This window comes from Bacteroidota bacterium, assembly GCA_013360915.1.
Lineage (GTDB): Bacteria > Bacteroidota > JABWAT01 > JABWAT01 > JABWAT01 > JABWAT01.
Genome location: JABWAT010000018.1, coordinates 1 through 25258, shown reverse-complemented (window position 1 = coordinate 25258; position 25258 = coordinate 1). Strand labels below are relative to the sequence as shown.

The following is a 25258-nucleotide window of genomic DNA, read 5'->3' as shown; positions in this document are numbered from 1 at the left end:
CACTTGTTACGCGTTACTCGTCACTGGAAAAACTCTGACCCTTCGATTGGTCATTTAGCCTTTCGAAATGCAGTGACCGGGTTTTTCTAATCACCAATCACCATTCACTATTCACCAAATTGACTAAAGAGGAGACCATGAAAACACTTGCAGCAACCATCCTTCTGATCCTGGGCGGCCTCACCATTGGTGTTGCCCAGCAAGCCGATCCGAAAATGGATCAGTTTATCAGCGACCTGATGAAGAAAATGACACTTGAAGAGAAAATCGGCCAGCTGAATCTGCCCGGTTCGGGTGACATTGTTACCGGTCAGGCTTCGAACTCGGATATCGGACGGAAAATCAAAGAAGGTAAGGTTGGTGGTTTGTTTAATATTAAATCCGCCGAAAAAATACGGGCCGTGCAGAAAGTGGCTGTTGAGGAAAGCCGTCTGAAAATTCCCATGATTTTCGGGATGGATGTGATTCACGGATATCAGACGGTGTTTCCCATTCCGTTGGGCCTGTCGAGTACGTGGGATTTAAAAGCCATTGAGCGGTCTGCAAGAATTGCAGCTCAGGAAGCCAGCGCCGATGGCATCGCGTGGACGTTTTCACCCATGGTTGATCTGTCGCGTGATCCGCGATGGGGCCGTGTTGCTGAGGGCAGCGGGGAAGATCCGTACCTCGGAGGTGAAATTGCCAAAGCCATGGTGCGCGGCTATCAGGGAAATGATCTTAAGGCAAATAATACCATCCTGGCCTGCGTGAAACACTATGCTTTATATGGTGCGCCCGATGGCGGCCGCGATTACAACACGGTCGATATGAGCCGTTACCGCATGTATAACGAGTATTTTCCTCCTTACAAAGCGGCAGTCGATGCCGGAGTTGGTTCGGTAATGGCTTCCTTTAACGAAGTGGATGGCATTCCTGCCACCGGAAATAAATGGCTGATGACCGATGTTCTTAGAACACAATGGGGATTTGGCGGATTTGTGGTGACCGATTACACCGGAATCAATGAAATGATTGATCATGGCATGGGAAACCTTCAGCAGGTGTCCGTTCTTGCCTTAAATGCCGGAATAGACATGGACATGGTGGGTGAAGGCCTGCTGACGACCCTGCAGCAATCACTGAAGGAAGGTAAAATTACCGAGGCTCAGATTGATCAGGCCTGCCGCCGGATTCTGGAGGCGAAATACAAACTCGGATTATTCGAAGATCCCTATCGTTATTGCGATCCGAAACGGGCCAAAACCGAAGTGTATACCGATTCTAACCGCAAGGAAGCCCGCGCCATTGCAGCTTCCAGTTTTGTGCTGCTGAAAAATGATAAGTCCATTCTGCCCCTGAAAAAATCCTCGCGGGTGGCGCTCGTGGGTCCGCTGGCTGATGCCGGCGAAAACATGTTCGGAACCTGGTCGGTCGCAGCCGAGTATTCCCGTAATAAATCGGTGCTGACGGCTTTTCGCGAGCGTTTTGGTGCCGAAAATATCCTGTATGCCAAGGGTGCCAATGTGTATGCCGAAGAAGCGCTGGAAGCACGGGTCAGCATTTTTGGCAAGCCGACCGGTCGCGATAACCGTCCGGAAGCAGAGCTGATCGCCGATGCACTAAAGGCCTCCGAAAAGGCCGATGTGGTGGTGGCAGTGATGGGAGAAGCGGCCGAAATGAGCGGGGAAAGTTCCAGCCGGTCCGATATTGAACTGCCTTCCAATCAGCGGCGATTGCTCGAAGCGCTGATCAAAACCGGAAAACCTGTTGCCATGGTTCTCTTTACCGGCCGCCCGCTGGCACTGAAATGGGAACAGGAGAACGTTCCGGCCATTCTGAATGTCTGGTTTGGCGGAAGTGAAGCAGCCGATGCTGTGACCGATGTGGTGCTGGGCGATGTGAATCCGGGCGGAAAACTGACGATGACCTTTCCGCAGAATGTCGGGCAGGTACCGATTTTCTACAACCATAAAAACACCGGCCGCCCGCTTTTACCCGGCAGATGGTTCGAGAAATTCCGGTCGAATTACCTCGACGTTTCCAATGATCCGCTGTATCCTTTCGGATTCGGGCTGAGCTATACCACCTTTTCCTACAGCGATCTCCGCCTGTCCGGTACGGAATTAACCTCGGGCGGATCGCTCACAGCAACGGTGACCGTGACCAATACTGGCTCTGTGGCCGGTCATGAAGTGGTACAGTTTTATATCCGTGATCTGGTCGGTTCGGTTACCCGTCCGGTGAAAGAACTGAAGGGCTTCGAGAAAATTTACCTGAAACCGGGTGAAAGCCGGGAAGTACGCTTTACCATCACCGAAGAAACCCTGAAGTTTTACAATTACGATCTGAAACTGGTAGCAGAACCGGGAGACTTTAAGGTCTTTGCCGGGGGAAACTCACGCGATGTGAAGGAAGCCGGATTTGTTTTGAAATAAGAAGTGGGGACGGGAAAACCCGGACCCTGAGTGCCGAATCCGGTGGCTGAGGCGTTCGAAGCCACAAGGATGAGGTTCTGAATGTCCGGCTCTGACGGATATCGAAGGGACAAGGTTTTTTCAAGTGACAGGAACCCGTAACGCGTGACGAGAAAATACAAGAAATCAGTGATCAGAAATTCAAGTGATTTGTGATTGGTGATTGAAAAAACAGCGCTTTGGTTTTCAGGGGCGCAGCCCTGACATCAAATACAAAAGAGGATGAATGGTTTTATACGATTTTTCCTTTTTTTAAAAATGCCACCTGGCTTACTGGCTGCACGACGAAACGAGTTCCCGGAATTGGAACAACCGTCACCCGGAGGAATCCAAACGGTCAATTCGAACGATCGGAAGAATTTGAATAAAAATCAGATAAACAGATGAAATTAAGTACAATAATCTTCCTGTCTCTTCTTCCGGTTGGGTTGCTGGCGCAGAATCCGGATGAAATGAAAACCACCTTCCGGGGCAAATATTTTAACAAGTCGGTTTACACTCCATCCAACATTCCTGACTTTTCCGGTTCCCGTGACCGGTTGCCTCAACCGGTTCTGCCTGCACGGCAGGATTATCTGAAACTGTACTGGAAAGCCTGGGAACTGGCATTCACTCATTTTAAACGCCCGCCCGCCGGTTCACCGTTTGTTTCCGACTTCATTGATGAAGCCTTCGCGCCACAGATTTTTCAATGGGATACCGTCTTCATGATCGAATTTGCCCGGTACGCCCATCACCTCTTTCCATCCATCCGGTCCTTCGACAATTTTTATGTCAGACAATGGGAAGATGGATTTATACACCGTGAATTGCGTGAAGCCGACGGATTTGAGTATTGGTTCGAAGGATCCCTGCATGCGGTCAATCCACCCTTGTTTGCCTGGTCAGAATTGGAATATCAGAAGCTGAACGGCCGGTCCGGCAGGATAAAGGATGTCTTTCCGGTGTTGGTGAAGTACGCAGAATGGCTGGAGAAAAACAGAAAAAAACAGGGAACGGCTCATGGATTATACTGGAATACCGGTCTGGGGTCTGGCATGGATAACACGCCCCGTTCCGGTTCCGGTTGGGTGGATATGTCGGCCCAGATGGTGCTGATGTATGATGCCCTTTCCGCCATGGCCAGCGTTCTGAATCTTCAGCAGGACCGGCTGGCCTTTCGGGCAAAAGCCGATTCCATCAGCGGGGTGATCAACCAACTGATGTGGAATGAGAAGGACCGGATTTATTACGACCTTGATGATGCTGGACAGCAGGTAAAAGTAAAAACCATCGCTGGTTTCTGGCCGATGCTGGCTGGGGTTGCATCCGATCATCAGGTTGAAAAAATGCTCGATGAGCTCAGAAACCCACAGACTTTCTGGCGACCCATCCCGTTTCCCTCTCTGGCACAGAATCATCCGGCCTATGAAGCCGATGGGAAATATTGGCTGGGATCGGTCTGGGCCCCCACCAACGTCATGGTGCTGAAAGGACTGGATCGCTACCCGCAGGTCCGTGCCACCCGCGAATTCGCGGCGCATGCAGTTGGTGCCTATCTGGATGGCATGGTGAAAGTGTTCGAATCGACCGGTACCATCTGGGAAAATTATTCAGCCGAACAGGTCACCCGCGGAGGGTGGTCCAAGCCCGATTTTGTGGGATGGTCCGGCTGTGGCCCCATTCAATTGCTCATCGAAAATGTCATTGGAATCAAACCAGATGCACTGAACAGGACCGTTACCTGGACATTGACACGAATTGATGAACATGGGGTAAATGCTATTCCGTTCGGAGAGGGATCATTATCGCTTGTTGCCGATCGAAGGGTGTCGGTTACTGCCATGCCGGTAATCAGAGTTGAGGCAACGGAACCTTTCACGCTGATCCTGATGGATGCAAATCAGACCTGGAAAGTTCCGGTCCTTGCTGGAACTACCCGGTTGTCACCCGGGGAATACCAGCAGTGGCTTGTTCCGGAAAGTAAATCAAACTGACCAGATGGCGGATTGGCGAGATGAAATTCCGGGCTGGTACCGGACTCGCGGATCAGGTAATTAATTTTGAAAGTTTTGTTAAAGGAATCTCAATGGCAAAGTGGATACTGACCGGACTTTTAATTGTGTTTCATCTGTCTGTCATGGCCCAGTTCGTGACGGTTAAAGGCAAGGAATTTATCGGTCCCGATGGAAAACCTCTGTTTCTGAAAGGGGTTAACCTGGGTAACTGGCTGCTTCCCGAAGGGTACATGTTCAAATTCGAAAAGGCCACCTCTCCCCGGAAAATTGAAGAGGTGATTACCGAACTGATCGGTCCGGAAGCGGCAGAAAAATTCTGGAAAGCCTTCATGGACTCATACATCATTGAGTTGGATATCCAGCAGATAAAAAAACTGGGTTTTAACTCGGTTCGGGTGCCGTTTAATTCACGGCTGGTGATGAATGAGTCGGGACCTGCCACGATCAACGAAGCATTTTTTCTGAGAATGAACAAGCTGCTCACCTGGTGCGAGAAAGCGGGTCTTTACGTCATCTTCGACATGCATGGCGCGCCCGGAGGTCAGACCGGCGATAACATCGATGACAGTTGGGGATATCCGTACCTGTTCACTTCACCCGATATGCAGGAACGTGCCATCCGTATCTGGGAGGAATTTGCCAAACGGTACGCCAATCGCTCCATCATTATCGGGTACGATCTGCTCAATGAACCACTTGCGCATTACTTCAATGCCGACAGCCTGAACCACACGCTGGAACCTCTTTATAGACGCATGACAGACACCATCCGCCGGTACGATAAAAACCACATCATCTTTCTGGGTGGCGCCCAGTGGAACAGCAATTTCTCGGTCTTCGGTCCGCCCTTCGATGACAAACTGGCGTATACCTTCCACAAGTACTGGACGCCCACCGATGTATCCGTCATACAGGATTATCTCGATTTCAGTAAAAAGTACAACGTCCCCCTCTGGATGGGTGAGTCGGGTGAAAACTCGGATGAATGGGTGATGGCGTTCCGGAAAACCCTCGAAGCCAACAACGTGCCCTGGTGTTTCTGGCCATACAAGAAAATGGATGACACCGCCGGACCGGTTCAGTTTAAAAAGCCTGAAAACTGGGATCTGATCGTGAAATATGCCGATGGGGACCGGTCCACCTTCAAAGCCATCCGCGAAAACCGGCCCGACCGCCAGGTCGTGATCAAAACCCTTCAGCAGTACATTTTAAACATGCGGGCCGAAGTTTGTACCGTCAATGAAGGATATATGAAAGCACTGGGGTTGATGCCATGATGAGTAACCGATGTTCCTCCTGCTGACACTCTCCCTCTTGTGGATTCAATCAGATCCGGTAACGGTCCTGTTTAACTTTCCAGTAAAAGAGTCAAAACCTGTTTCTGCAAACTGGCCGGTTGTTATCCGGTTTTCAGATCCTGTTTCCCCCGAAAAACTGACGATCCGGCTGACTGGCCGGGACAACCGGCAAATTTCTCACAGCCTCCGGTTTTCCACCGACCGGAAATCGGTAAACCTGATTCCGAAGGTTTCTTACCAGGACGGTGAAGAAGTTTCCATCCTGATTTCCGGTCCCGGGATAAATGAGTTGACCTGGACTTTTACTGGCAGGGAAGGGGCACCTTCATTATCAACTTTTTACCCGGTTACCATCAGCAGTGAATCCCCGGAATCCCGGATTACCGAGTCCAAGGAAAACCGGATCAGACAAATTAATGGAGTGAGCATTCCCGCCGATTTCCCTGAAATGGTTATCAGCCAGACCGGACCCACCGATTCGGGGTATGTCTTTACCAATAATTGGAGTACCGTTGGGGAAACTCCCTATCTGATCATCATGAAAAATGATGGGACGCCGGTTTACTACCGTCGTATGAAAGAGTATTCCCGTGATTTCAAAGTTCAGAGACCCGGTCTGCTCAGCTATTTCGAACCGTGGGCTTTTTATACGATGGATTCAACTTACCAGGATCTTAAAAAATATGAACCTGGAAACGGAGCATCCACAGATGAGCACGAGTTTCTGGTCAGGCCAGACAATCGTGTTCTGATGATAGCCAAATATCATCATGAAGTGGATATGAGTACCATTGTTCCCGGGGGGAATACAAAGGCGACCGTTTTGGAAAATTACATTGTGGAACTGGATGAAGCCGGTGTTACCACCTTCCTCTGGAGGAGTGAAGATCATTTTAATCTGACCGATTGCTATGGAATTAGCCTCACCGGCAGTTACATCGATTATGTTCATATGAATTCCATTTCCATCGATCAGGATGGTCATCTGATCATTTCAAGCAGACACCTGAATGAAATCACCAAAATCAGGTATCCCCAGGGCGACCTTATCTGGAGACTGGGTGGCAGGAACAATCAATTTTCATTCACCAATGATGTGGACCGTTTTACCTACCAGCATTATGCCCAGCCAACCGGTCCAAATCGTTACCTCCTTTTCGATAACGGAAATTTGCACTCTGTCACAGCCTCACGGGCAGTGGAATATCAGTTGGATACAACTGCCATGACGGCTTACAAAGTCTGGTATTACCGGCACAATCCCTTGTTATACTCATGGTTTATGGGATCGGCACAGCGGCTTCCAAATGGAAATACGTTTATTTCCTGGGCTGTTGATGAACTCCCGAAAATTACCGAAGTGACGCCCGCCGGTCAGGTCGTTTACCAGATGAATTTTGCAACACCAGCGCATAACTATCGTTCGTTCAGAATGAAGTGGAAAGGGCAGGCGGTTAAGCCCTATGTTCTTGGTGAAATCAATTCATCGGGATCCAACCTGATTTTTAACCTATTCGGCGAAAAACCGGTTTCCTTTTACCGGATTTATTCTGGAAACACCCCGACTTCCTTGTCTCTGTTGGATTCAACCGATGGTTCCTCCTACCTGATCAAAAAGTTGCCCGGAAATGCGTTTTATTACTTTTCTGTGGAAGGAGTCTGGACCGATGGATCGGTTTCCCTTCGGTCAGAACCGCTTCGGCTCGCGGTTCGTAATCTGGTTCCTGGTGAGAATATGCTGTTTAATGGGGATTTCTCAGCGGATACCTACCCATGGAAACTGGATACCTGGGATGGCGCGGTTGCCTCTGCCATGTCCCTGAATGGAGAAGCCCTGATTCAGATCGGACTGGGTGGGCCAAATACCTGGAGTGTCGAATTTAAACAGGCCGATTTTTCTCTGGAAGCTGGTCATACTTACCGCCTGTCTTTTGATGCCTGGTCCAATCTGAAACGAACCATGGAACCCATTGTTGGAAAAGCAGCCAGTCCATGGACCAACTATTCCGGAATCGGATTCATTCAAATTGGAACGGTCAGGAAAAACTACTCCTACACATTTAAAATGCCGGCTTTCTCTGAACCAAATGCCCGGCTGGTTTTTGCCTGCGGAATTTCTTCCGCCGATGTGTTTCTTGATAATGTCGTTCTGAAGGATATTACCTATGTTTCAGTAAACGATGTTACAACACCAGAATCATTCCGGGTGCTTGGTTCTTATCCGAATCCATTCAATCCAACCACATCTGTCCAGGTATTTCTTCCGGCGCCCGGAATAGTATCAGTAAAAATGTATGATTCAATCGGTAAAATGATGCATGATTCCGATGTCAGCTTTTCTGCCTCTGGAAATCAAACCATTCCGATCACAGCAAATGGTTGGTCAAGCGGACTGTATATCGTCAGATTATCTTATCATTCAACCCATTTGTCTGTTCCGGTTATACTTGTCAAGTAAAAGGATTTCCATGAAAACGATTTTGTTTTTTTCCCTTCTGTTTTTTTATACGATGTTATGGGCGCAAACCAACTCTGTCGTTTATACATATCCTAAACCAGGTTCCACCGACCACCGGTCAACCACATCAGTCGTGGTTCGGTTTGCACATCCTGTTGGTTTTCAAAATCAGACTGTTCCTGTCAGTATGGAATTGACCGACTCAGAAGGAATTTTGACAACTATCAGATCAACCTTCAGCAGGGATCGGAAAACACTGACTGCCAAACCCGTTTCCCCACTGGTGTCCGGTGAAACATACCGGATCCGCCTGTTTGGGCCGGACATTTCGGAAGAGGTCAGTTGGACTTTTTCGGTCAGAAATGAAATGGATCGGGAAACAATGGAAAAAATGGCGAATTGGATGAGGGACCATGGTGACAGTCAGGACTTTTGGGATGTTTCCTCTTCTGAAAAATCAGAAAGATTGGTAACACCGGGTCCTATACCGGCCATCACTCTTGATTCTGTTCGGAATCCAGCACCCGGAGAGTTTCTGTTTGCGAATAATTTCCCCGTAGCCGGCGGATATGGTGATTATTTGTATGTGCTTAAAAATGATGGAAACTTTCATAAAATCGTACCCACTCCCCGGCTGAGGGTCACCAATTTTAAACCGCTTGACAATGGATTGTACACCTATGGCGACATTTACCGGGATCATTATTTTACCGGTGGGGGGGCTGTTTCCTATCAGGTAATTGATACCTCGTTTACCATTAAAGAAACCTTTGAGGCTGCTGATGGATATGAGGCAGATAATCACGATTTCCTTTTACTTCCCAATGGTAACCATGTGTTTATCATCTATGAACCACAATTGGTTGATCTGAGCAGCTATGCATCGAATGGAAATCCGTCTGCTCTGGTTGTGAATTCGATTATTCAGGAATTGGATCCGGAGAGAAATGTGGTGTTTATGTGGAGAAGTCTGGATTATATTCCTCCCTCCGATTCCTACCTCGATTTATCTGGGCAGATAGTCGATTATACCCACTTTAATTCGCTGGATGTGACACCCGACGGGCATCTATTGGTAACCGCCCGAACAACCAGTGAACTGATTAAAATAAACAGGCAGACGGGTGAAATTATCTGGCGACTGGGTGGAAAAAAGAATCAATTCACCTTTCTGAATGATTATGATCAGTACGCCCCTCACTACTTCGCCTATCCGCATGACGGACATTTTTTGAAAAATGGAAATATTCTGTTGTTTGATAATGGCGGATTACGGCCGAAACCTCAGTTTTCCAGAGCGGTGGAATACAAACTGGATGAACTGAATAAAACGGCCACAAAGGTGTGGGAATACCGGAATAAACCCGACATCTATGGAGCGAATCAGGGTAATGCACAACGACTGGAAAATGGAAACACAGTCATCTGCTGGGGGAGTGCAAATCTGGCCACCAAGGCACCCGTTGCAACCGAAGTGAATGCGGAAGGAGTGATTCAGGCAGAAATAAACGCGGTAATCGGATTCCGGTCGTACCGTGTATATAAAAGTGAGTTTATCAATCCGCCTACGCCACCATCTGTGAGTATCAATGATCTGGTGACTGGAATCGACTATGAGTTCAGGGATGAGACCATTCAAACCGGAGTGGCAATCCGGCTCAATTCCGCACAGTTGGACTACAACTATGTTAAAGTGGTTTCCGAAAGCAGACCCGCCATCAATCCGGTCATCTTTGACCAGAACCAGCCAGAAGTCCTTTCGCGGCGCATCTGGATAGAACAGAATGGGCTGTCTGGTTTTTCAGCTTCCATTTCCTTTGATGCAGCGGTGTTGGGGATTGCTGATGTGAGTGAGTGGAAGGTGGCCTACCGAAACAGCCGGGGGGCGGGTCTTTTTATTCCGGTAACCACTGTTGCAGAACCGATCAGTCAAACACTTTCCATCAGTACCGGTTCATTCGGAGAGTTTATTTTCTATAAGCAGAATGAGGGACGGCCACTTTCCGATCAGGTTCTTCTGGAGTTTCCTTCCGAAGGGAAACGGGTTTTATCTGGTGAGCCGGTCAGACTCAGGTGGGCATCGACTCATTCTGTTCATGTCAGTCATCTGCAGGTGGCATCCGACTCTGCATTTGTCAGTTTGCTGGTGAATGATTCAACCATAACACAGACTCATTATATGCTTCCGCCGCTCGACAATGGTGAACAACGGTACTGGCGTGTCAGATTCAGTCGGGAGCAACAGAAAGGAAACTGGTCTGAAACTCGCCGGTTTTCTGCCACAGGACCATTTATAGATATCATTTCACCAAATGGCAATGAGACGGTGACTCCCGGCAAAAAATACTTTATTCAGTGGGAATCGAACGATGCAGATTCCGTGAATCTTTTTTTGAAACATGCAACGACCGGTGCAGTGACTGTTTTAGTTGACTCTCTTTTAAATACCGGATCCTGGTATTGGACCGTTCCACTGTCGTTTCAGTCAGGGAGCCTTTACAAAATTCTGGTTTCAGATACCAATCAGCCAGACATTACTGACAGCTCAGATGCATCATTTTCGGTAGGTCTGTCGGTTGAAGGTCCCACTGATGGAATCGTAAGGAAGTTCCGGATACAATCGGTCTACCCAAATCCGTTTAATCCGGAAACGACACTTCAGTTGCAGGTAAATCGTGAAGGTGTTTACCAGATTTCTGTGTTTGATATGCTGGGCCGTCAGGTTCGCATACCGGATAAAGTTTATCTGAACCGGGGTGAACAGTCTCTCAGAATTCTGGCGACTGATTGGAGTTCCGGTTTGTATGTGATCAGGATTACAGGTGATGATAATCAGGAAGCAGTCAAGGTTGTTTATGCGCGTTAAAATAGTTGTTTTATTCGTTTTGTGTTTTTCCACTTCGTCATTATTTGCTGATGGATTTCTCCGTGTTGATGGACGCAAAATTGTAAATGATCAGGGCGACGTTCTGTTGCGCGGAATGGGACTTGGCGGTTGGTTGCTTCCGGAAGGGTACATGCTGCAGACCTCGGGCTTTGCCAATTCACCCACCGAGATACGGGCCAAAGTGGTTGAAGTGGCCGGTGAGGATGGCGCCGATGCGTTTTTTGCAGCCTGGTATCAGAATTATGTGACCCGTCAGGATATTGACGCGCTGAAGGCCATCGGATTCAACTCCATCCGGCTTCCGCTGCACTATCCGCTTCTCACGCCCAAAAACCAGCCGGGCGTCTGGCTGGAATCCGGTTTTGCTCAAATTGATTCCTGTCTGGCCTGGTGCAAGGCGAATTCCATGTACCTTATTCTGGATCTGCATTCCGCACCGGGGGCGCAGAATCCGGGTCCGATATCGGATAGTGATGGCGAAGCCCGGCTCTGGCAGGATGCGGCACACCGAGAGCGTACTGTCGAAATCTGGAAAAAGCTGGCTCAGCGCTACAAAGACGAGCCATGGGTGGGAGGCTATGATCTGCTGAATGAACCGGCAGCCGATCTCGGACCCGGTAACGTTCCGCTCAGGAATCTGTATATCGACATCACCAATGCCATCCGGCAGATTGATACCACTCACATTTTGTTTATCGAGGGAAATTGGTATGCCACCGATTTTTCGGGACTCACGCCGAAATGGGATGATAAAATAGTCTACTCTTTCCATAAATACTGGAATGATGTTACCAAGGGGACCATTGATTATCTGATTAAAATTTCGGAGACCCAGAATGCACCTCTCTGGTGCGGCGAGTCGGGTGAAAATTCCAATGCCTGGTTTACGTCGGTAATTGGTTTATTCGAGAAAAACAACATTGGCTGGAGCTGGTGGCCTCATAAGAAAATCGGAACCATTTCCGCACCTTACTCCTCACCAATCACAACAGGTTGGGAAAACCTGTTAAAATACTGGAACGGACAGTCGGCCAAGCCATCGGTCACCACTGCCAAAACCTGGTTGATGCAGCAGGCCGACGCACTTAAAATTGATAATTGTTTGTTCCGGCCCGATGTGCCCGATGCCATGTTCAGACAGGTGCAATCGCCAACCCGGGTACCTTATGCGCAGATTACCCTTCCCGGAAAAGTTCATGCCACCGATTACGACATGGGACCCTATGGGGTTGCCTGGATGGACGAGGTTTATCAGAATATCAGTGGTGGAAAGTCAACCAATAATGGCTATCAGTACCGGAACGATGGGGTCGATATTGAAATCTGTACGGATGTCTCTGGTGGAACCAATGGGTTCAATGTCGGCTGGATCGAAGCCAATGACTGGATGACGTACACCATCAATGTTCCGGAAGCTTTTACCGGTCCGATGACAATCCGGTATGCCAGTGCAACCGGTGGTGGCTATCTTCGCATTTTCCTCAACGGACTTTCACTGGTTTCTCCGGTTACCATGCCTTCAACCGGTGGATGGCAAACCTGGACCACCAAATCGGCCGGAAATGTGACCATCCCAGCCGGAACCCACGAGTTGAAACTGCAATCGTTAATTGGTGGTTTTAACCTGAACTGGGTGGAATGGAAGAAAACCATGGTGTCGGTCGGGGAAGATCAGGAATTGCCTGGCGGGATCGGACTGTCACCAGCCTGGCCCAATCCGTTCAATCCGGTTACCATGTGCCGTGTTTCCCTGCCGGTTTCCGAAAGAGTCCAGATTGATCTGGTTTCGGTAACCGGGCAGGTGGTTCGTCATCTCCGCGATGACAGGCTGCCCGCAGGAATAACCGATGTTCAGGTGAATGCAGATGGCCTGGCCTCCGGGTTGTATCTGATCCGTCTGACGGCCGGATCTGCAGTCCGGACCACCAGGATTGTTCTGCAACGATAACACAGGATGTTAATGAGCAACCATTTACGATAATTTCCGGATGATGATGAGACTTTCCTTTTCCCTCTTTTTTTTACTGTTCTTCAGTGCTTTTTCTTACTCCCAACCCGCAAAACCATTGGCCATGATGGGAGATCAGGTGATCACCACCGATGATTTCATCATGAAATGGGAAACCACACCTCAACCGGGCCGGGAACTGGAAGGGCCCATGACGGAATCGAAGGAAAAGCTTCTCAAAACCATGGTAGCCGAAAAGGTTCTGGCCGCCTATGCCAGGCAACTCCGGCTGGATACGTTGTACGCCATCCGGCGGATGATTCGGTCCATGGAGGAAATTTCGGTGCGCGACCAGTTTTTCAAAGCCGATATCCAGAGCAAGGTGTCGGTGACACCTGCCATGCTGGCCGAGGCCGAAGCGCGCGCCCATGAGTTTCGGCACATCCGGTTTGTGTTTCATCCCGATTATGACTCGGCGCTGTTTCTGTACTCACGGCTGAAACTGGGGGCTTCCTTCGATTCGCTGCTTGCCACCCGTCCGGAATCGGCGGAACAACCCCGACCGATGCAAATCACATTCGGCAGTCTTGAAAAACCGGTGGAAGATGCGGTTTATGACACGCCGGTTGGCGGATATACCCGTCCGGTCAGACGTCCTGAAGGCTTTTTTGTCTTTCGGGTGGAACGGATAGAACCCACACCGGTGGTGGCCGACAAGGAGAAAGCCATCTGGAAACGGAAACTGGATGACATGGTCCACATCCGTGAAGCCGACACCTATTATCTCGAGTTCATGAAGACTTTTTTCAAAGGGAAAGAAGTTGCAACCGATGGCCGTTTATTCCGTGTTCTCAACCGGAAATTATATGAAAAACTGATGCCACGGATGAAATCTCAGACTGAGAAAAAACGATCCCCGGTCAGTCTCTCCGATGGGGATGTGGCCGCCATTGAACGCGAACTGGGTCCCGATACGCTGGCCATGAACCTGATCAAATATGCAACGGCACCGGTCAAGGTTCGTGACTTTCTGTGGGACCTGCAGTTCAGAGGTTGGAATGTGATTACCTCCGATCCGGAGCGCTTTAAAGGTGAATTCGGATCCATTACCGAAATCATCGCCCGCGATGCCGTTTTAAATCATGAAGCGTACCGTCGGGGATATGCCTCCCATCCCGAAGTGGTGAAGCGGTTGCGGGATTTTTCAGATTATTTTCTGGCCGAACGGGTCAAGGGTCGGGTGGCCGATACGATTGATGTTTCTGAACAGGAAATACGGGCGCAGTATGAAAAGGAAAGCCTGAAAACCGCCGATACCGTTCTGGTAAATGCCATCGAGATTCAGGTGGAAAAAGCAGAACAGATCCCGGAAATTCTGGAAGCACACCGTCTTGGCCGCTCCTTTTCAGATCTGTTCAGACAGTACAATCAGAATCCGGGTTTAAAGCATCCCGATGGAGAGACCGGATGGTTCCTGCCCTCGCAGCGCGGTGGAGTGGGGAAGGATCTGGCTGCCAGACGATTGATGGAAATCCTGGGTCCGGTAAAGACAGGCCGGTACATTTCACTGATCCAGTTAATCGGGAAAAAGAAACTGGGCGGAGTGAAACCAGTCGAACCAGAACCGTATGAAACCGTTAAGGCCGATATGGCAGCCAAAGCCTGGGATGAAAAATTCGTTCAGCGGTTAAATGGCATCACCGTCAGAGAAGCCAGAAAACAGGGACTGACCATGGATCTCGATGCGCTGAAAACGGTAAAGGTGACAGCGGTAAACATGGCGGCCTTTCAGCAGATGGGCTTCGGAGGCAAAGTGCTGGTCGTGCCTTACACCGCCAATTACGATGAGTGGTATCCCGACTGGAAGGGAAAGGACCCGGCACCGTAAAAGCGCTCCCCGAAAATGAATCGCAGGAAGCCAGCCTGAAGAAAGACGCAGACTTGATTTCAGGACAGATGGGCAACAGAAATCAGGTGGTCATGGAAATCTGGTCCCCGGAATTTTCTTTTTTTATGGCTGCAATCAGGTTTAACAGTTCCTTTTTCTGTCTGAAAAATGATTCATGATGAAATTCAATCATGATCGTCAGTGACTCCGTCAATAATTTGACCGACTGATCCTGGTATTCCGGGTGTTTGAAATAAATCTGAAAATCCGATTTAAAATTGTTTAAAACTTCCCGTTGTGCCGGAGTAAGCTGATCAGAAAACAGGTCATGGTTTAAAACCGATTCAATTGCCTTTTTAAATTGGTTCTCTGTTTTCCTGAATGCCTCAATTTTCTTTGGAATGAGATCCAGTTTTGTTTCTTCGAACATGAAGGCTATTTCTGCCTGAACAGTTTGAATAATTGGAAAGTTCAGGTCGAATAAATGATCAATCTGCTCGTAGCGATCCCAGAAAAGAGTGAGTTCGTCTGATTTTCCCGATTGTTCAGCCAGTTCCTGTATATGGGACAGAATAGTGGCTTCCTGCTTTAAAACGGAACTGGAGAGGGTTTCCGCTTCTGATTGCAGTTGTTCCAGTACCGCAGGGGCTTCCTTTAACCGTATCCTGATGCCATCAAGTTCAAAATGTGTCAGATGGACATCGCCTGCAATCAGTTGTCTTATCGTTTGGCAATCCGATTCAAGAGCCTGAAGTTTTTGTGACTCCTCTGCAAGTTTTTTAGAAAACCAGACTGTTTCATGCCCGTGTGTTTCTCCAGATTCCTGTAATGCGCGCAATTGTTCACGGGTTAATGGATTTCTGCTATCGTAATACTCGCAGAATACCGGATCAAATTGACGCGCTTCATATTGTTCCTTGTAAGCAGAAAGAAAATCCTGTGCATGATGCAGAACCGTGTTTTCCTGCCGTCCAAGTCCTTCAAAGAATTGGCTGGTAAACGTGGATTGCCACTTTTCAGAATATTGAAGGAGAGTGATCGCCCGGATCCGTGTATCAGTGCACACCGGTCCATCCTGGGACTTTGCTCTCTCAATCCGATCTGCGATGGAAGGGTGTGAACTCCATTGATCGGTAATTTTCAGACGGGAATAATTGAAATGACTCGTGTTTTGGAGGTTGATGTCAGCAATAAAATTGTGGACAGTTAATCCGCTTTCTGTTGCCAGAAATGCAGAAAGATCCGATTGGTGTTCATAAAGATTCAGGGTGCGTGATCCTTCCTGATTCACATAAAATTGAATTACCTGATTGAAAGAATGATCAGCCAGCTGAAGACGAAGCAGGGATGTTTCCAAAGGCCCATATCCGGTAATGGAAACTGCAATCCGGTCTGCGTGAAACTCCATTTCTCTCGAGACACCCAGGTAAGCCTTGTTTACCAGCAGATAAAGCTTTTTAACGATCCATTGTATTCCATTGGTCGCCCGCATGGCCAGCCAGACTGCTCCATAAAGAACATTGGTCAGTCCGGCAATGGTATTTGCTGTTTTGTTTAAATCCTCGTCGGGTTGTACAAGGTTATAAATGATACGGTTGATGTAGTAAACATAGGATCCGATGGTCATTGATTTCTGTGAAAAGTGACCGAACTCATGCCCGAGAATGGCCTTCAATTCCAGCTCGGTCACACTATTCAGCAATCCAACACCGATTGACAGATTTTTTCCGGATGGGTAGAAAAGACTCAGAATGCTGGAGTCATAAAAAACACTGGCATTTGTATCAGGGGTCAGATAGACATGCAGGGGTGGCTGTGCCCCGGTTTGGTTAACCACTTCGTCGATCAGGGCAAATAGCTGTGGTTCCTCTTCTCTTGAAATTTCTATAAATCCGGATCTGTCAATCACTTCCTTTTTAAACAAATTCTTCAGCAGGAAAAAGGAAATCAGCCCGCCAAGCACACAGGCAGAAATGAACAGAATAATTGTGATATAATGTGGTTTGAAGAATAACAGAAGAAGACTGTATTTACATGCAAACCAGGTAACCGTAAAAGTGGTCGTAAGAAGCAGAAGGTAGATCAGAACGAAAAGGATAATACTGACTAAGGCAATCCAGACCTTAGAAAGAAAGGTTGAATTCCATTCTGTGACAGTTTTCATAGTGACTAAAAGTGGAAATGGATGATGGGATCAGATTGTTTGAAAGGTCTTAAATTAGGGAAAGATCAGAAAAAAATCGAGTGGGAGAGCCGGGTGTGTCGGGCAGGAGGGAACGGTTACTTTACATATGTGGCCAGAGTTGTGGTGGATCGGCCTCCTGTTGAGAATCTGATCAGATATTTTCCTGTGGCAAGATTCCCGGGCGTCCATTTCAAAGTTGATACTCCTTCTGGCAGGATTCCTGAGAAAAGGGTCAGGATAAGCTGTCCGTTTATCGACCAAACGGTGATTTCCGCTGTTCCCTGTGAAGGATTGTCGATCTCGATCTTTGTTTCCGGATTGAACGGATTCGGGTATACCGAGTTGATCCGGATGTTGCCGGGCTCCGGCACGGGATCCTGTTCCACCGGGGTGAACAGGCCCTCTTCAAATCCCATGGCCTTCAGAGCCGGAATGATTTCCGGATTTTTCATAAACAGGTTCCACAGAAGCTGAGTACGGTGGTTTTCGATCATCACAATGATTGGTCCCTGATCGATGGCGATAATGCTCTGGGCAAACCAGTTTTCCTTTACATTAAAGGCATCCCGGAATCCGAAAACACCATACAATCGGTCACCATACGTGTAATACAGATTTTTCAACAGTGCCATCGACTCAACCGGTGTGTAGGGAAAGGACGACAGTCCGGCTGTGGGTGTGATGGTGCCGTTATCATTGTTCTGGGGTTCGTGTGCATTGTATCCCCACGGATTGTCACTGGCAGTCCATCCCCAGGTGGTTTCATTGTAGCCGGCAAATTTCTTGGGGTTGTTTTTGCCGTATTGCTGATGAACCAGTGTGGTGGCGCGCAGGTTGTCGTACCAGGTGTACTTGCCGGAGAAGGAATACTGCTTGGTGTATTTGTCGCGCATGAGCCTGGGATCGAGCCCTAAGAAAGAGTAATGAGCAAAGAACAACGGTCCGCCCCAGTCCCATCCGACTGCTATTTGTTTGCCGTAAAAAAACCGGCCATTGACAAACCGGTCACCGCTGGCAAATCCCTTGGTATACAGATCGGCCGGAATGGAGTGGGTGGGTGAGGCAGCCCCCAGCACATAGGTAATCAGGGTTTCATTCCAGCCCTTCAGCGCAAAATTCATTTGCCAGGCATAATTGGGTGACCAATGCCAGTATAACGTATTGCCATCGGTAAACCGGCGGTACCAGTCCCACTCCATTGCTTCCCATAATGTGGTGATCTTGGCCCGTAGTGCCTGTTCGTACAGATCGTTACTGTCAAAATACTGCCGGCAGGCCAGCAAACCCTGGATCAGAAAGGCCGATTCCACCAGGTCACCGCCATCATCGTACTGACTGAATGGAATGGTGGCCCCTGTCGATCCGTTGAACCAGTGAGGCCAGACACCATGATACCGGGGAACAGATGACTGAAGAAAACTGGTAATGGTGAGCAGTCGGGATACAGCCTCTGAACGGGTGATGAATCCCCTTTCTACTGCCATGGGAAAGGCCATGACTCCGAATCCGGATCCGCCTGTGGTACAGGTATTGCCCGAGCCAAGACGTTCCCGGGCCAGTCCGCTCGTCGGATGCCCATAGTCCCAGAAATACCGGAACCCGTGTTTCTGAATCATGGTCAGCCACTCGTCATCACTTTGTTCGGCGGTGGTGGCAGATACTTCGGGTGAATCGGCACTTTCCACATTTCCCGTTGAAACAGTGGTGACCACGTAGTTTACAGTGGAATCGGCTTTACCTACCCAATGAACAAAGAAGGGAATGTCCTTTCCGGTGGTCCCGAGAAGGGTTTTCCCGCCTTCCGTTTTCCGGTACACACGGTATTCCTTCACACTGACGCTCTGATCCGGCGCCCAGCCCAGATCGATGTGCCGCGGATAGCCGGTGGCAATTACCTGCGTGGGGGCAGTAAGGATTTCGGGGGAAGCAAACGCTGCGGAATTCAATCCCAACAGAGATAAAATCAGAAAAGCAGATTGAACGGATTTCATGGTTCTTCCTTTCGGTCTGTTGGCCAATCATCAGATAATCAGCATAAATAATGCCGGGAATCCCTCCGCCGATCCGGCCCGGAAAACCGGTTTCACCCACCGGCTTTCACTTATTGCTCTGATAAGACTATTATTTTGATAACACCCGTATTCCTGTCAGATCAGGGTACTTGTATGGTTTCAATTCCTTTTCATCAGCCGGAGTGGCTGGTCTGAAACGGATGGCTTGCCCTCCGCCTGCTGCCAGTCGGACATTCAGAATGGTGGACCCATCCACCAGAAACTTGTCGATGGTCATCGGGTACGGATTGGTTTCCCAGTCTGCACCGGGGCCATCTGCATACCGTTCGGCCACATATCGTTTTCCTGCCGGCAGAAAACCCAGCTGAAAATCGAAATCACGTGCAACCTCATCGGTCACAGAACCCAGAAACCACTCCTGACCTTCCCAGCTTTTCCGGACAACCGTGTAATAGTCCCCGACTTTTCCGTTGAGCACATGGGTTTCTGACCAGTTAACAGGAACGTCTTTGATAAACTGAAAAGCGGGCTGATTCTGGTAATTTTCGATCAGATCGGCGGCCATGGTCAGCGGACTGTAAATGGTGACATACAGCGCAAGCTGGTTGGCCAATGTGGAATTGACCCGGTTCCGGTTGGGGGAATTTTTATAGTCCAGATCAAAAATACCCGGTGTGTAATCCATGGGTCCGGAAAGCAGACGGGTGAAAGGAAGAATCGTCTGGTGTTCCGGCGGATTTCCTCCATCGGCCGACCAGGCATTGTATTCCTGTCCCCGGGCTCCTTCCCGCGTCATCAGGTTTGGCCAGGTTCTGCGCAGACCGGTATCCTTGATCGGTTCATGAACATCCAGCATGAGCTGATGGGCCGCCGCCTTTTCGGTCACCAGTTGATAATGCCGGACCGCAAATTGACCGTTTGGCCATTCACCATTGGCACGTGGACCGACATAACCGGTTTTTACCGCGCGGATTCCTGCACGCTGGTAAAGGGCAAAGGCCGAATCGATCTGACGCTCATAATTCAGCATATCAGCACCGGTTTCATTGTGTGCAATGATGGTAACTCCCTTTTTGGCAGCATGGGCAGTAACAGCATTGAAATCATAATCGGGATGGGCCTGAGTAAAGTTGAATGATTTTGGTTTGTCGTCCCACCATACATCATCCCAACCAGTGTTCCAGCCTTCAACCAGTACGCCGGAAAATCCGTTTGCTGCAGCAAAATCAATGTATTGTTTGGTTCTGGCAGTGGTGGCGCCATGATTCGGTCCGGTCCCGAATGTCCAGGGACCAATGTGCATTCCCCACCAGATTCCGACATATTTGCCAGGTTTGATCCAGGAATGATCTTTCAGAACGGAAGGTTCATTCAGGTTCAGGATCAGAGAAGATTCCACCAGATCACCGGCCGACAATCCGATCTGAATGGTACGCCAGGGAGTGTTGAAGGGTGTTTTTGCTTTGACTCTGATCCCGTCAGCCCAAGGCATCAGATGGGCTTTCAGAGCATCGAATCCGGTATACTCCAGCAGAAGGCACGCATAGTCAGTAAGATTGGCTTCATGAATGGAAAGATACCGTCCGCTGGACGTCTCGATGGTAACCGGTGTGTGGGCCACTCCAATTTGCTGCAGCGGTGTCTGCCGGTATAAATATTCATCACGCAGATACCGGCCTTCGAACAATCCGGGAATCCACCAGCTGGTGGTTGCATCGGCGAATACGAACTCGGTAAGCTCATCCATGATGTTGAAAGATCCCAGTCCGGTTTCATCGGGAAATTCATACCGGAATCCGACCCCGTCATTAAATACCCTGAAAACCAGGACATAGGCGGTTTTGCCATCCGAACGCCGGCTGACTGGTAGTCTGAGTTCTCTGTAATGGTTCGAAATCAGCCGTACTTCACCCCAGGGTTGTTCCCATTTCTCATTGGTTTCGGTGAGGGCGGCAGTTCCCGGTTTTAAATCCGATTCCAGATTGGGGCCTTTGTCGAGCCGGAATCCCAGTTTTGACCAGTTCATTACCACCTGATTCCGGTGACTGGCCGAATAGATCATGGTGCCGTCAGGAAGTTGACCAAGGCTGACCTGAATGGAGTTATCGGGTGATTGAACGGTGAATGGCTGTGAAAAAACAGTTCCTGATGCGAGCAGAATGAACAGGATGGTCACTAAACAGGTGTGGCGGGCAGACATGAATACTCCGGTTTATCTGGTTGATAAACCGAATATGGCAATTTCCCGCAAATTTTCCGGACAGCCGGTACAGGCGCTAAGAAAAATTAATGGAATTCAGGAGCGGGATGTGGCTTTTTCCTTACCCGGTTCGGTATCGGGTTCGGTGGCCGTTTCACTGGCTCTTCTTATTTTACCGGGTTCACCGCTCAGCACAATCATGTTATTTTCCAGGACCCGAAGACGGCTTCTGAGTTCCCGGAAAGTCCGGCGGGTTTTGTACCTGAAATACCAGGTGGTGAACAGAATCGACAGGAAGACCGCTGACACCAGGGTGATCAGATTAAAGTCATTCCGGACAGCCCACCAGACCTGATTGGTCTGTCTGGTCCGTTGCAAACCGCGCTCGACCAGTTCAAGTCGCTGTTCCCAGGTGGTTCCCTGTGTATTGGCTTTGGGAACCGGAACCTTGAAATGCTCGAAAAGTGCATCCCGCAGGGTGATCAGTCTTAGGGCCCCGTTGTTCTGAATAAACGGTGGCAGATCCTGATCATCCAGAATGCGCTCAATCAACACCTTTTTTCCCTGGTTGGTACTGAAAAGGTTTTTCCGCTTATTAATCGTCAGCACAATATTGATAGCTGTATTATCAAATCCCTTTTCGGTTACAAAATCGAGCAACCTGCGGTAGGGGACCGGTTTTTCAATGGTATTTTCTTCAAGCCCTTTCAGCTGATCAATCGGATTTTTCTCACGGCGCTCAAGGGTCCGTATGTAAAAGATCAGCAGTTCCGTATTGACATAATCGACAACCTGATCAAAGGTTTCCTTTGTCATGGGCTGAGTCCATGCAGTATCGGGGCGGATGAAAAAAGTGAAGGCGGAAACCAGTAACAAGAGGGTCCGGCCGGAAAACCAGGATTTGATCATATTGAAAAAGATTGTAAGTGAATTCTGCGGCACAAAGATAGAACAGGTCGGAAAGTAATCCTATCAGCCGCATTCAGAGAAGGGCCACCCACCCCGGATGGGTGGATGGAATCCAAAAAAAAGGAGATCAGCGCCAGGCACCCAGAATCAAACCGGTCAGGGTGAACCAGACGGTCATGAACCCGCCATTGATCAGAGTGTATGAAAGGGGTCGCATTTCGAATGCGGCTGTCATCGCAATGGAAAGCGTGACCCAGCCAAAGCCGGTTAAAAAGCCATAGAGTGCGCCGGTGGTCATGTCGATCGATGGATCCCCGATGAAAAAGGCCAGATTGTAGGCCATCAGCCAGGCGAGCAGAAAACCTGCCGTCATCGACACCGCTGGTTTGGCCGTTTTTAACTTTTCCTCCGTCAGTCCGGCGGCCACCATCCAGGGTTTGCCAAATAAAACCGAATACCAGATGCCTCCGATGGCCAGATTCATCACTGCACATAAGAAGATGGCCAGATGGTTCAGGCTGATGTTTTCCATGTGATTGTTCCTTTTAAGGTAATAAGTTACGGACCGGGTCAACCCCACGATCCGGTTTTCATCTGACAGACCTTCTGCCAGAATGGGCCATCCGGAGCCGTGGATCCCCACCCGGAATACAGACAGGTCCCAGCCAGTCGTGGCCTGGCTGTCAATGTACACCATCCGGTCTGTAAATGGCAAGTCTTGTTTAGATTTTTACTAAACGGAATCAGTGAATCCGGTCTGGATGGTGAGTCAGACGGTTTTGCAGCAGGAGGCTTACTGCGGTATCAATCAGCCATTCACGGGTCACAATCACCCTGCAGCCTGACCCTGTGAGCAGGGAAAACAGTCTTCGTCCGATGCCCCGGGTGATAACCACATTTGAGGTCGACAAGGCAGCCGACATCTGCAGATGCTGATCGATGGGTTCCCCGGTCTGATTGGGTGGAACAGAAAGGTCAAACCCATCTAACAGTGATTTGTCAATCCGTTCCCTGCTGATTAACTGTTGACCGGAAAAGCTGAACTGTTCAAAGTAAAGAGAGGATCTGAAATGATCGGCCACGCGAACCCCATCATTGGTGGCGATGGAAACAACCAGATTTCCGGGGGGTGTATCAGAGTGACTCATCAGGTGAAAAATAATTCTTCCCTTTTTGAAATCCGATTCCGGATTGGAAAGCCGCGGTTGATTGTCCGGTGTGGACTGGGTAGATTAACTGGTAATAACAGGAGGTTCACATGGACCTTTTAACCGATCTTGCTGTGGTTTTTGGAATCGGCATGCTGATTGGACTGGAAAGAGAAGTGAGTCATCAGGAGCCTGATTCTCTGTTTGCCGGTTTCCGGACTTTCCCGCTGGTTTCCTTATTTGGCTATCTGTCGGCTCTGGTATCGGTTTCGTTCGGATTCTGGATTCTGGTGGTTGCCTTTGTTGCCGTTATTGTCCTGGTAACGGTTTCCTACTTCAGACTGTCTGCGAAAAATGACATTGGGGCCACCACCGAGGTTACGTTTCTGGTGGCATTCCTGCTGGGGGTTATGGTTCAGATGGATCAGATTCTGCCCGCCGTGTCGGTGGCCGTTCTGGTCACTGCCTTGCTCTCAATCAAATTCCAGGTGACCGCGGCCCTTGGAAAATTCACCCGTCACGATCTGACCGCCCTCATCCGTTTCGCCATCATGGCTGCCATCATCCTACCGTTTCTTCCAGATGAATCCATTGGTCCGATGCATGTATTGAATCCACGTGCAGCCGGACTGATGATTCTTCTTATTTCCGGAATCAGTTTTTCCGGTTATGTGGCGATCAGGTTACTCGGACCGGAACAGGGAATTCATCTGACTGCATTGCTGGGAGGCGTGGTTTCCAGCACCGCCCTGACCTGGGATTTTGCCAGAAAAAGCAGGGAAATGCCTGAAAATGCACCCCTGTTTGCTTCCGGTATGGTTCTGGCCTGGTCGGTCATGTACGCACGGGTTCTGGTTATTTTATGGATTTTCTCTCCGGCAACCGGGTTGGTGGCCACCCTGCCCATGCTCATCTCTGCAGCTGTGGGTTTGGTCACCTCACACTGGCTCGGTCCGAAAAGGCTACCATCATCCGCAACCTTCATGTCGGGTAACGTTCAGAATCCCCTGAACCTGAAAAATGCAATCCTGTTCACAGCCCTGTTTCTCACCATTGCATTTCTGGCCCGGTTGGGACAGGATTGGGCCGGAACTGGCGGTTTGTACCTGGTTGCTGCCCTTTCCGGGCTGACTGATGTGGATGCGATTGTCTATTCGGTGATCACCTCTGACCAACTGGCTTCCATTGCCACGGTGGCCATTTTGCTGGCAGCGCTGGTCAATACCTTGTTTAAAGCCGGCCTTGCTGCCATGACCGGTGATTCATCAGCAAGACCCATCCTGTGGAAAGGATTGGCCGCCATTGCAGGAACAAACGGAGTGGTACTGGCGGTGCTTGCCTGGATGGGATGAAATGCAGGAGTCAGAAGCCAGGAGTCAGGAGAGAGAATTCAGAATTCAGAATTCAGAATACGGAATACAGAAAAACCCGGACCCTGAGGTTCTCGAAGGGTAAGGGTTTTTCAGTGACGGGTGGGCAGAGATCGGAATTCAGCCCTTCGACTCCGCTCTGGGACCAAGTCGAAATGCAGGGACCGGAATACGGAATTTCACCCTCTCCGCCGGAGAGGGACGGGGTGAGGGTCTTTTGCCGGTTTTAAAATGCAAACATGTCAATTTTCGCAGAGGGGCATCCTGACCGTTGAATGTTCCTGTCCCCCGGGTGCCGAATCCGGTGGCTGCATTTCGACTGCGCTTGGTCCATGAGCTGGTCGAAGGGCAATGACCAAAGTTTACCCCGATGAAGTTGGGGAAGCCACAAGGATGAAGATTATCTAGGGGCCCGGTGATATTTGATTTTAAAATCACCATGTGAATCCCAACTGGTCATCTCGATACGACTCACTGCGTTCGTCACTCGATGACCGATTCCCCG

General features: G+C 49.3%; 14 protein-coding genes. 8 read left to right on the top strand and 6 right to left on the bottom strand.

What is annotated here, in order from left to right; all coding sequences use genetic code 11:
- The first annotated feature begins 137 nt into the window (after positions 1 to 137).
- The 7 genes from bglX (at position 138) to HUU10_13550 (ending at position 14929) form a co-directional block, all read left to right on the top strand.
- The gene (gene bglX / locus HUU10_13580; GenBank protein ID NUQ82639.1) at positions 138 to 2414 is read left to right on the top strand and encodes a beta-glucosidase BglX; all 2277 of its coding nucleotides are present in this window, start codon (positions 138 to 140) and stop codon (positions 2412 to 2414) included.
- 422 nt (positions 2415 to 2836) lie between these two features.
- Entirely contained in the window at positions 2837 to 4429 is a 1593-nt protein-coding gene (locus HUU10_13575; protein ID NUQ82638.1) for a hypothetical protein, read from the top strand.
- A gap of 92 nt (positions 4430 to 4521) precedes the next feature.
- Entirely contained in the window at positions 4522 to 5727 is a 1206-nt protein-coding gene (locus HUU10_13570) for a cellulase family glycosylhydrolase (GenBank protein NUQ82637.1), read from the top strand.
- Between the two features lie 10 nt (positions 5728 to 5737).
- Positions 5738 to 8206: an aryl-sulfate sulfotransferase gene (locus HUU10_13565; GenBank protein NUQ82636.1), complete on the top strand. Its 2469-nt coding sequence runs from the start codon at positions 5738 to 5740 to the stop codon at positions 8204 to 8206.
- 10 nt (positions 8207 to 8216) lie between these two features.
- Positions 8217 to 11072, top strand: coding sequence for an aryl-sulfate sulfotransferase (locus HUU10_13560; GenBank protein NUQ82635.1), 2856 nt, complete (start codon positions 8217 to 8219; stop codon positions 11070 to 11072).
- Positions 11062 to 13041, top strand: a complete 1980-nt coding sequence (locus tag HUU10_13555; GenBank protein NUQ82634.1) for a cellulase family glycosylhydrolase — start codon at positions 11062 to 11064, stop codon at positions 13039 to 13041. Before HUU10_13560 ends, HUU10_13555 begins: the two co-directional genes overlap by 11 nt.
- Before the next feature lie 40 nt (positions 13042 to 13081).
- A complete protein-coding gene (locus tag HUU10_13550; GenBank protein ID NUQ82633.1) occupies positions 13082 to 14929 on the top strand; it encodes a hypothetical protein in 1848 nt (615 codons plus the stop codon).
- An 82-nt stretch (positions 14930 to 15011) separates the two neighbouring features.
- Here HUU10_13550 and HUU10_13545 read toward each other — a convergent pair whose 3' ends face one another.
- The 6 genes from HUU10_13545 to HUU10_13520 form a co-directional block, all read right to left on the bottom strand.
- Positions 15012 to 17093: a M48 family metalloprotease gene (locus tag HUU10_13545; protein NUQ82632.1), complete on the bottom strand. Its 2082-nt coding sequence runs from the start codon at positions 17091 to 17093 to the stop codon at positions 15012 to 15014.
- 116 nt (positions 17094 to 17209) lie between these two features.
- Positions 17210 to 19105 (bottom strand): T9SS type A sorting domain-containing protein, encoded by a 1896-nt coding sequence (locus HUU10_13540; protein ID NUQ82631.1) that lies wholly within the window; start codon positions 19103 to 19105, stop codon positions 17210 to 17212.
- 130 nt (positions 19106 to 19235) lie between these two features.
- A complete protein-coding gene (locus HUU10_13535) occupies positions 19236 to 21326 on the bottom strand; it encodes a glycoside hydrolase family 97 protein (GenBank protein ID NUQ82630.1) in 2091 nt (696 codons plus the stop codon).
- Positions 21327 to 21422: 96 nt separating this feature from the next.
- Positions 21423 to 22202 carry a hypothetical protein gene (locus HUU10_13530; protein ID NUQ82629.1) on the bottom strand — a complete coding sequence of 260 codons (780 nt, stop codon included), beginning with the start codon at positions 22200 to 22202 and terminating at the stop codon, positions 21423 to 21425.
- A 160-nt stretch (positions 22203 to 22362) separates the two neighbouring features.
- A complete protein-coding gene (locus tag HUU10_13525) occupies positions 22363 to 22950 on the bottom strand; it encodes a DUF1761 domain-containing protein (GenBank protein ID NUQ82628.1) in 588 nt (195 codons plus the stop codon).
- Positions 22951 to 22978: 28 nt separating this feature from the next.
- Positions 22979 to 23383: a hypothetical protein gene (locus tag HUU10_13520; protein NUQ82627.1), complete on the bottom strand. Its 405-nt coding sequence runs from the start codon at positions 23381 to 23383 to the stop codon at positions 22979 to 22981.
- 110 nt (positions 23384 to 23493) lie between these two features.
- Between HUU10_13520 and HUU10_13515 the strand changes: the two genes are divergently transcribed.
- Positions 23494 to 24735: an MgtC/SapB family protein gene (locus tag HUU10_13515; GenBank protein ID NUQ82626.1), complete on the top strand. Its 1242-nt coding sequence runs from the start codon at positions 23494 to 23496 to the stop codon at positions 24733 to 24735.
- The last annotated feature ends 523 nt before the right edge of the window (positions 24736 to 25258 follow it).

Coding starts and splice junctions, on each gene's coding strand:
- bglX (NUQ82639.1), top strand. CDS start 138: ATGAAAACACTTGCAGCAACCATCCTTCTGATCCTGGGCGGCCTCACC.
- HUU10_13575 (NUQ82638.1), top strand. CDS start 2,837: ATGAAATTAAGTACAATAATCTTCCTGTCTCTTCTTCCGGTTGGGTTG.
- HUU10_13570 (NUQ82637.1), top strand. CDS start 4,522: ATGGCAAAGTGGATACTGACCGGACTTTTAATTGTGTTTCATCTGTCT.
- HUU10_13565 (NUQ82636.1), top strand. CDS start 5,738: ATGTTCCTCCTGCTGACACTCTCCCTCTTGTGGATTCAATCAGATCCG.
- HUU10_13560 (NUQ82635.1), top strand. CDS start 8,217: ATGAAAACGATTTTGTTTTTTTCCCTTCTGTTTTTTTATACGATGTTA.
- HUU10_13555 (NUQ82634.1), top strand. CDS start 11,062: ATGCGCGTTAAAATAGTTGTTTTATTCGTTTTGTGTTTTTCCACTTCG.
- HUU10_13550 (NUQ82633.1), top strand. CDS start 13,082: ATGATGATGAGACTTTCCTTTTCCCTCTTTTTTTTACTGTTCTTCAGT.
- HUU10_13545 (NUQ82632.1), bottom strand. CDS start 17,093: ATGAAAACTGTCACAGAATGGAATTCAACCTTTCTTTCTAAGGTCTGG.
- HUU10_13540 (NUQ82631.1), bottom strand. CDS start 19,105: ATGAAATCCGTTCAATCTGCTTTTCTGATTTTATCTCTGTTGGGATTG.
- HUU10_13535 (NUQ82630.1), bottom strand. CDS start 21,326: ATGTCTGCCCGCCACACCTGTTTAGTGACCATCCTGTTCATTCTGCTC.
- HUU10_13520 (NUQ82627.1), bottom strand. CDS start 23,383: ATGAGTCACTCTGATACACCCCCCGGAAATCTGGTTGTTTCCATCGCC.
- HUU10_13515 (NUQ82626.1), top strand. CDS start 23,494: ATGGACCTTTTAACCGATCTTGCTGTGGTTTTTGGAATCGGCATGCTG.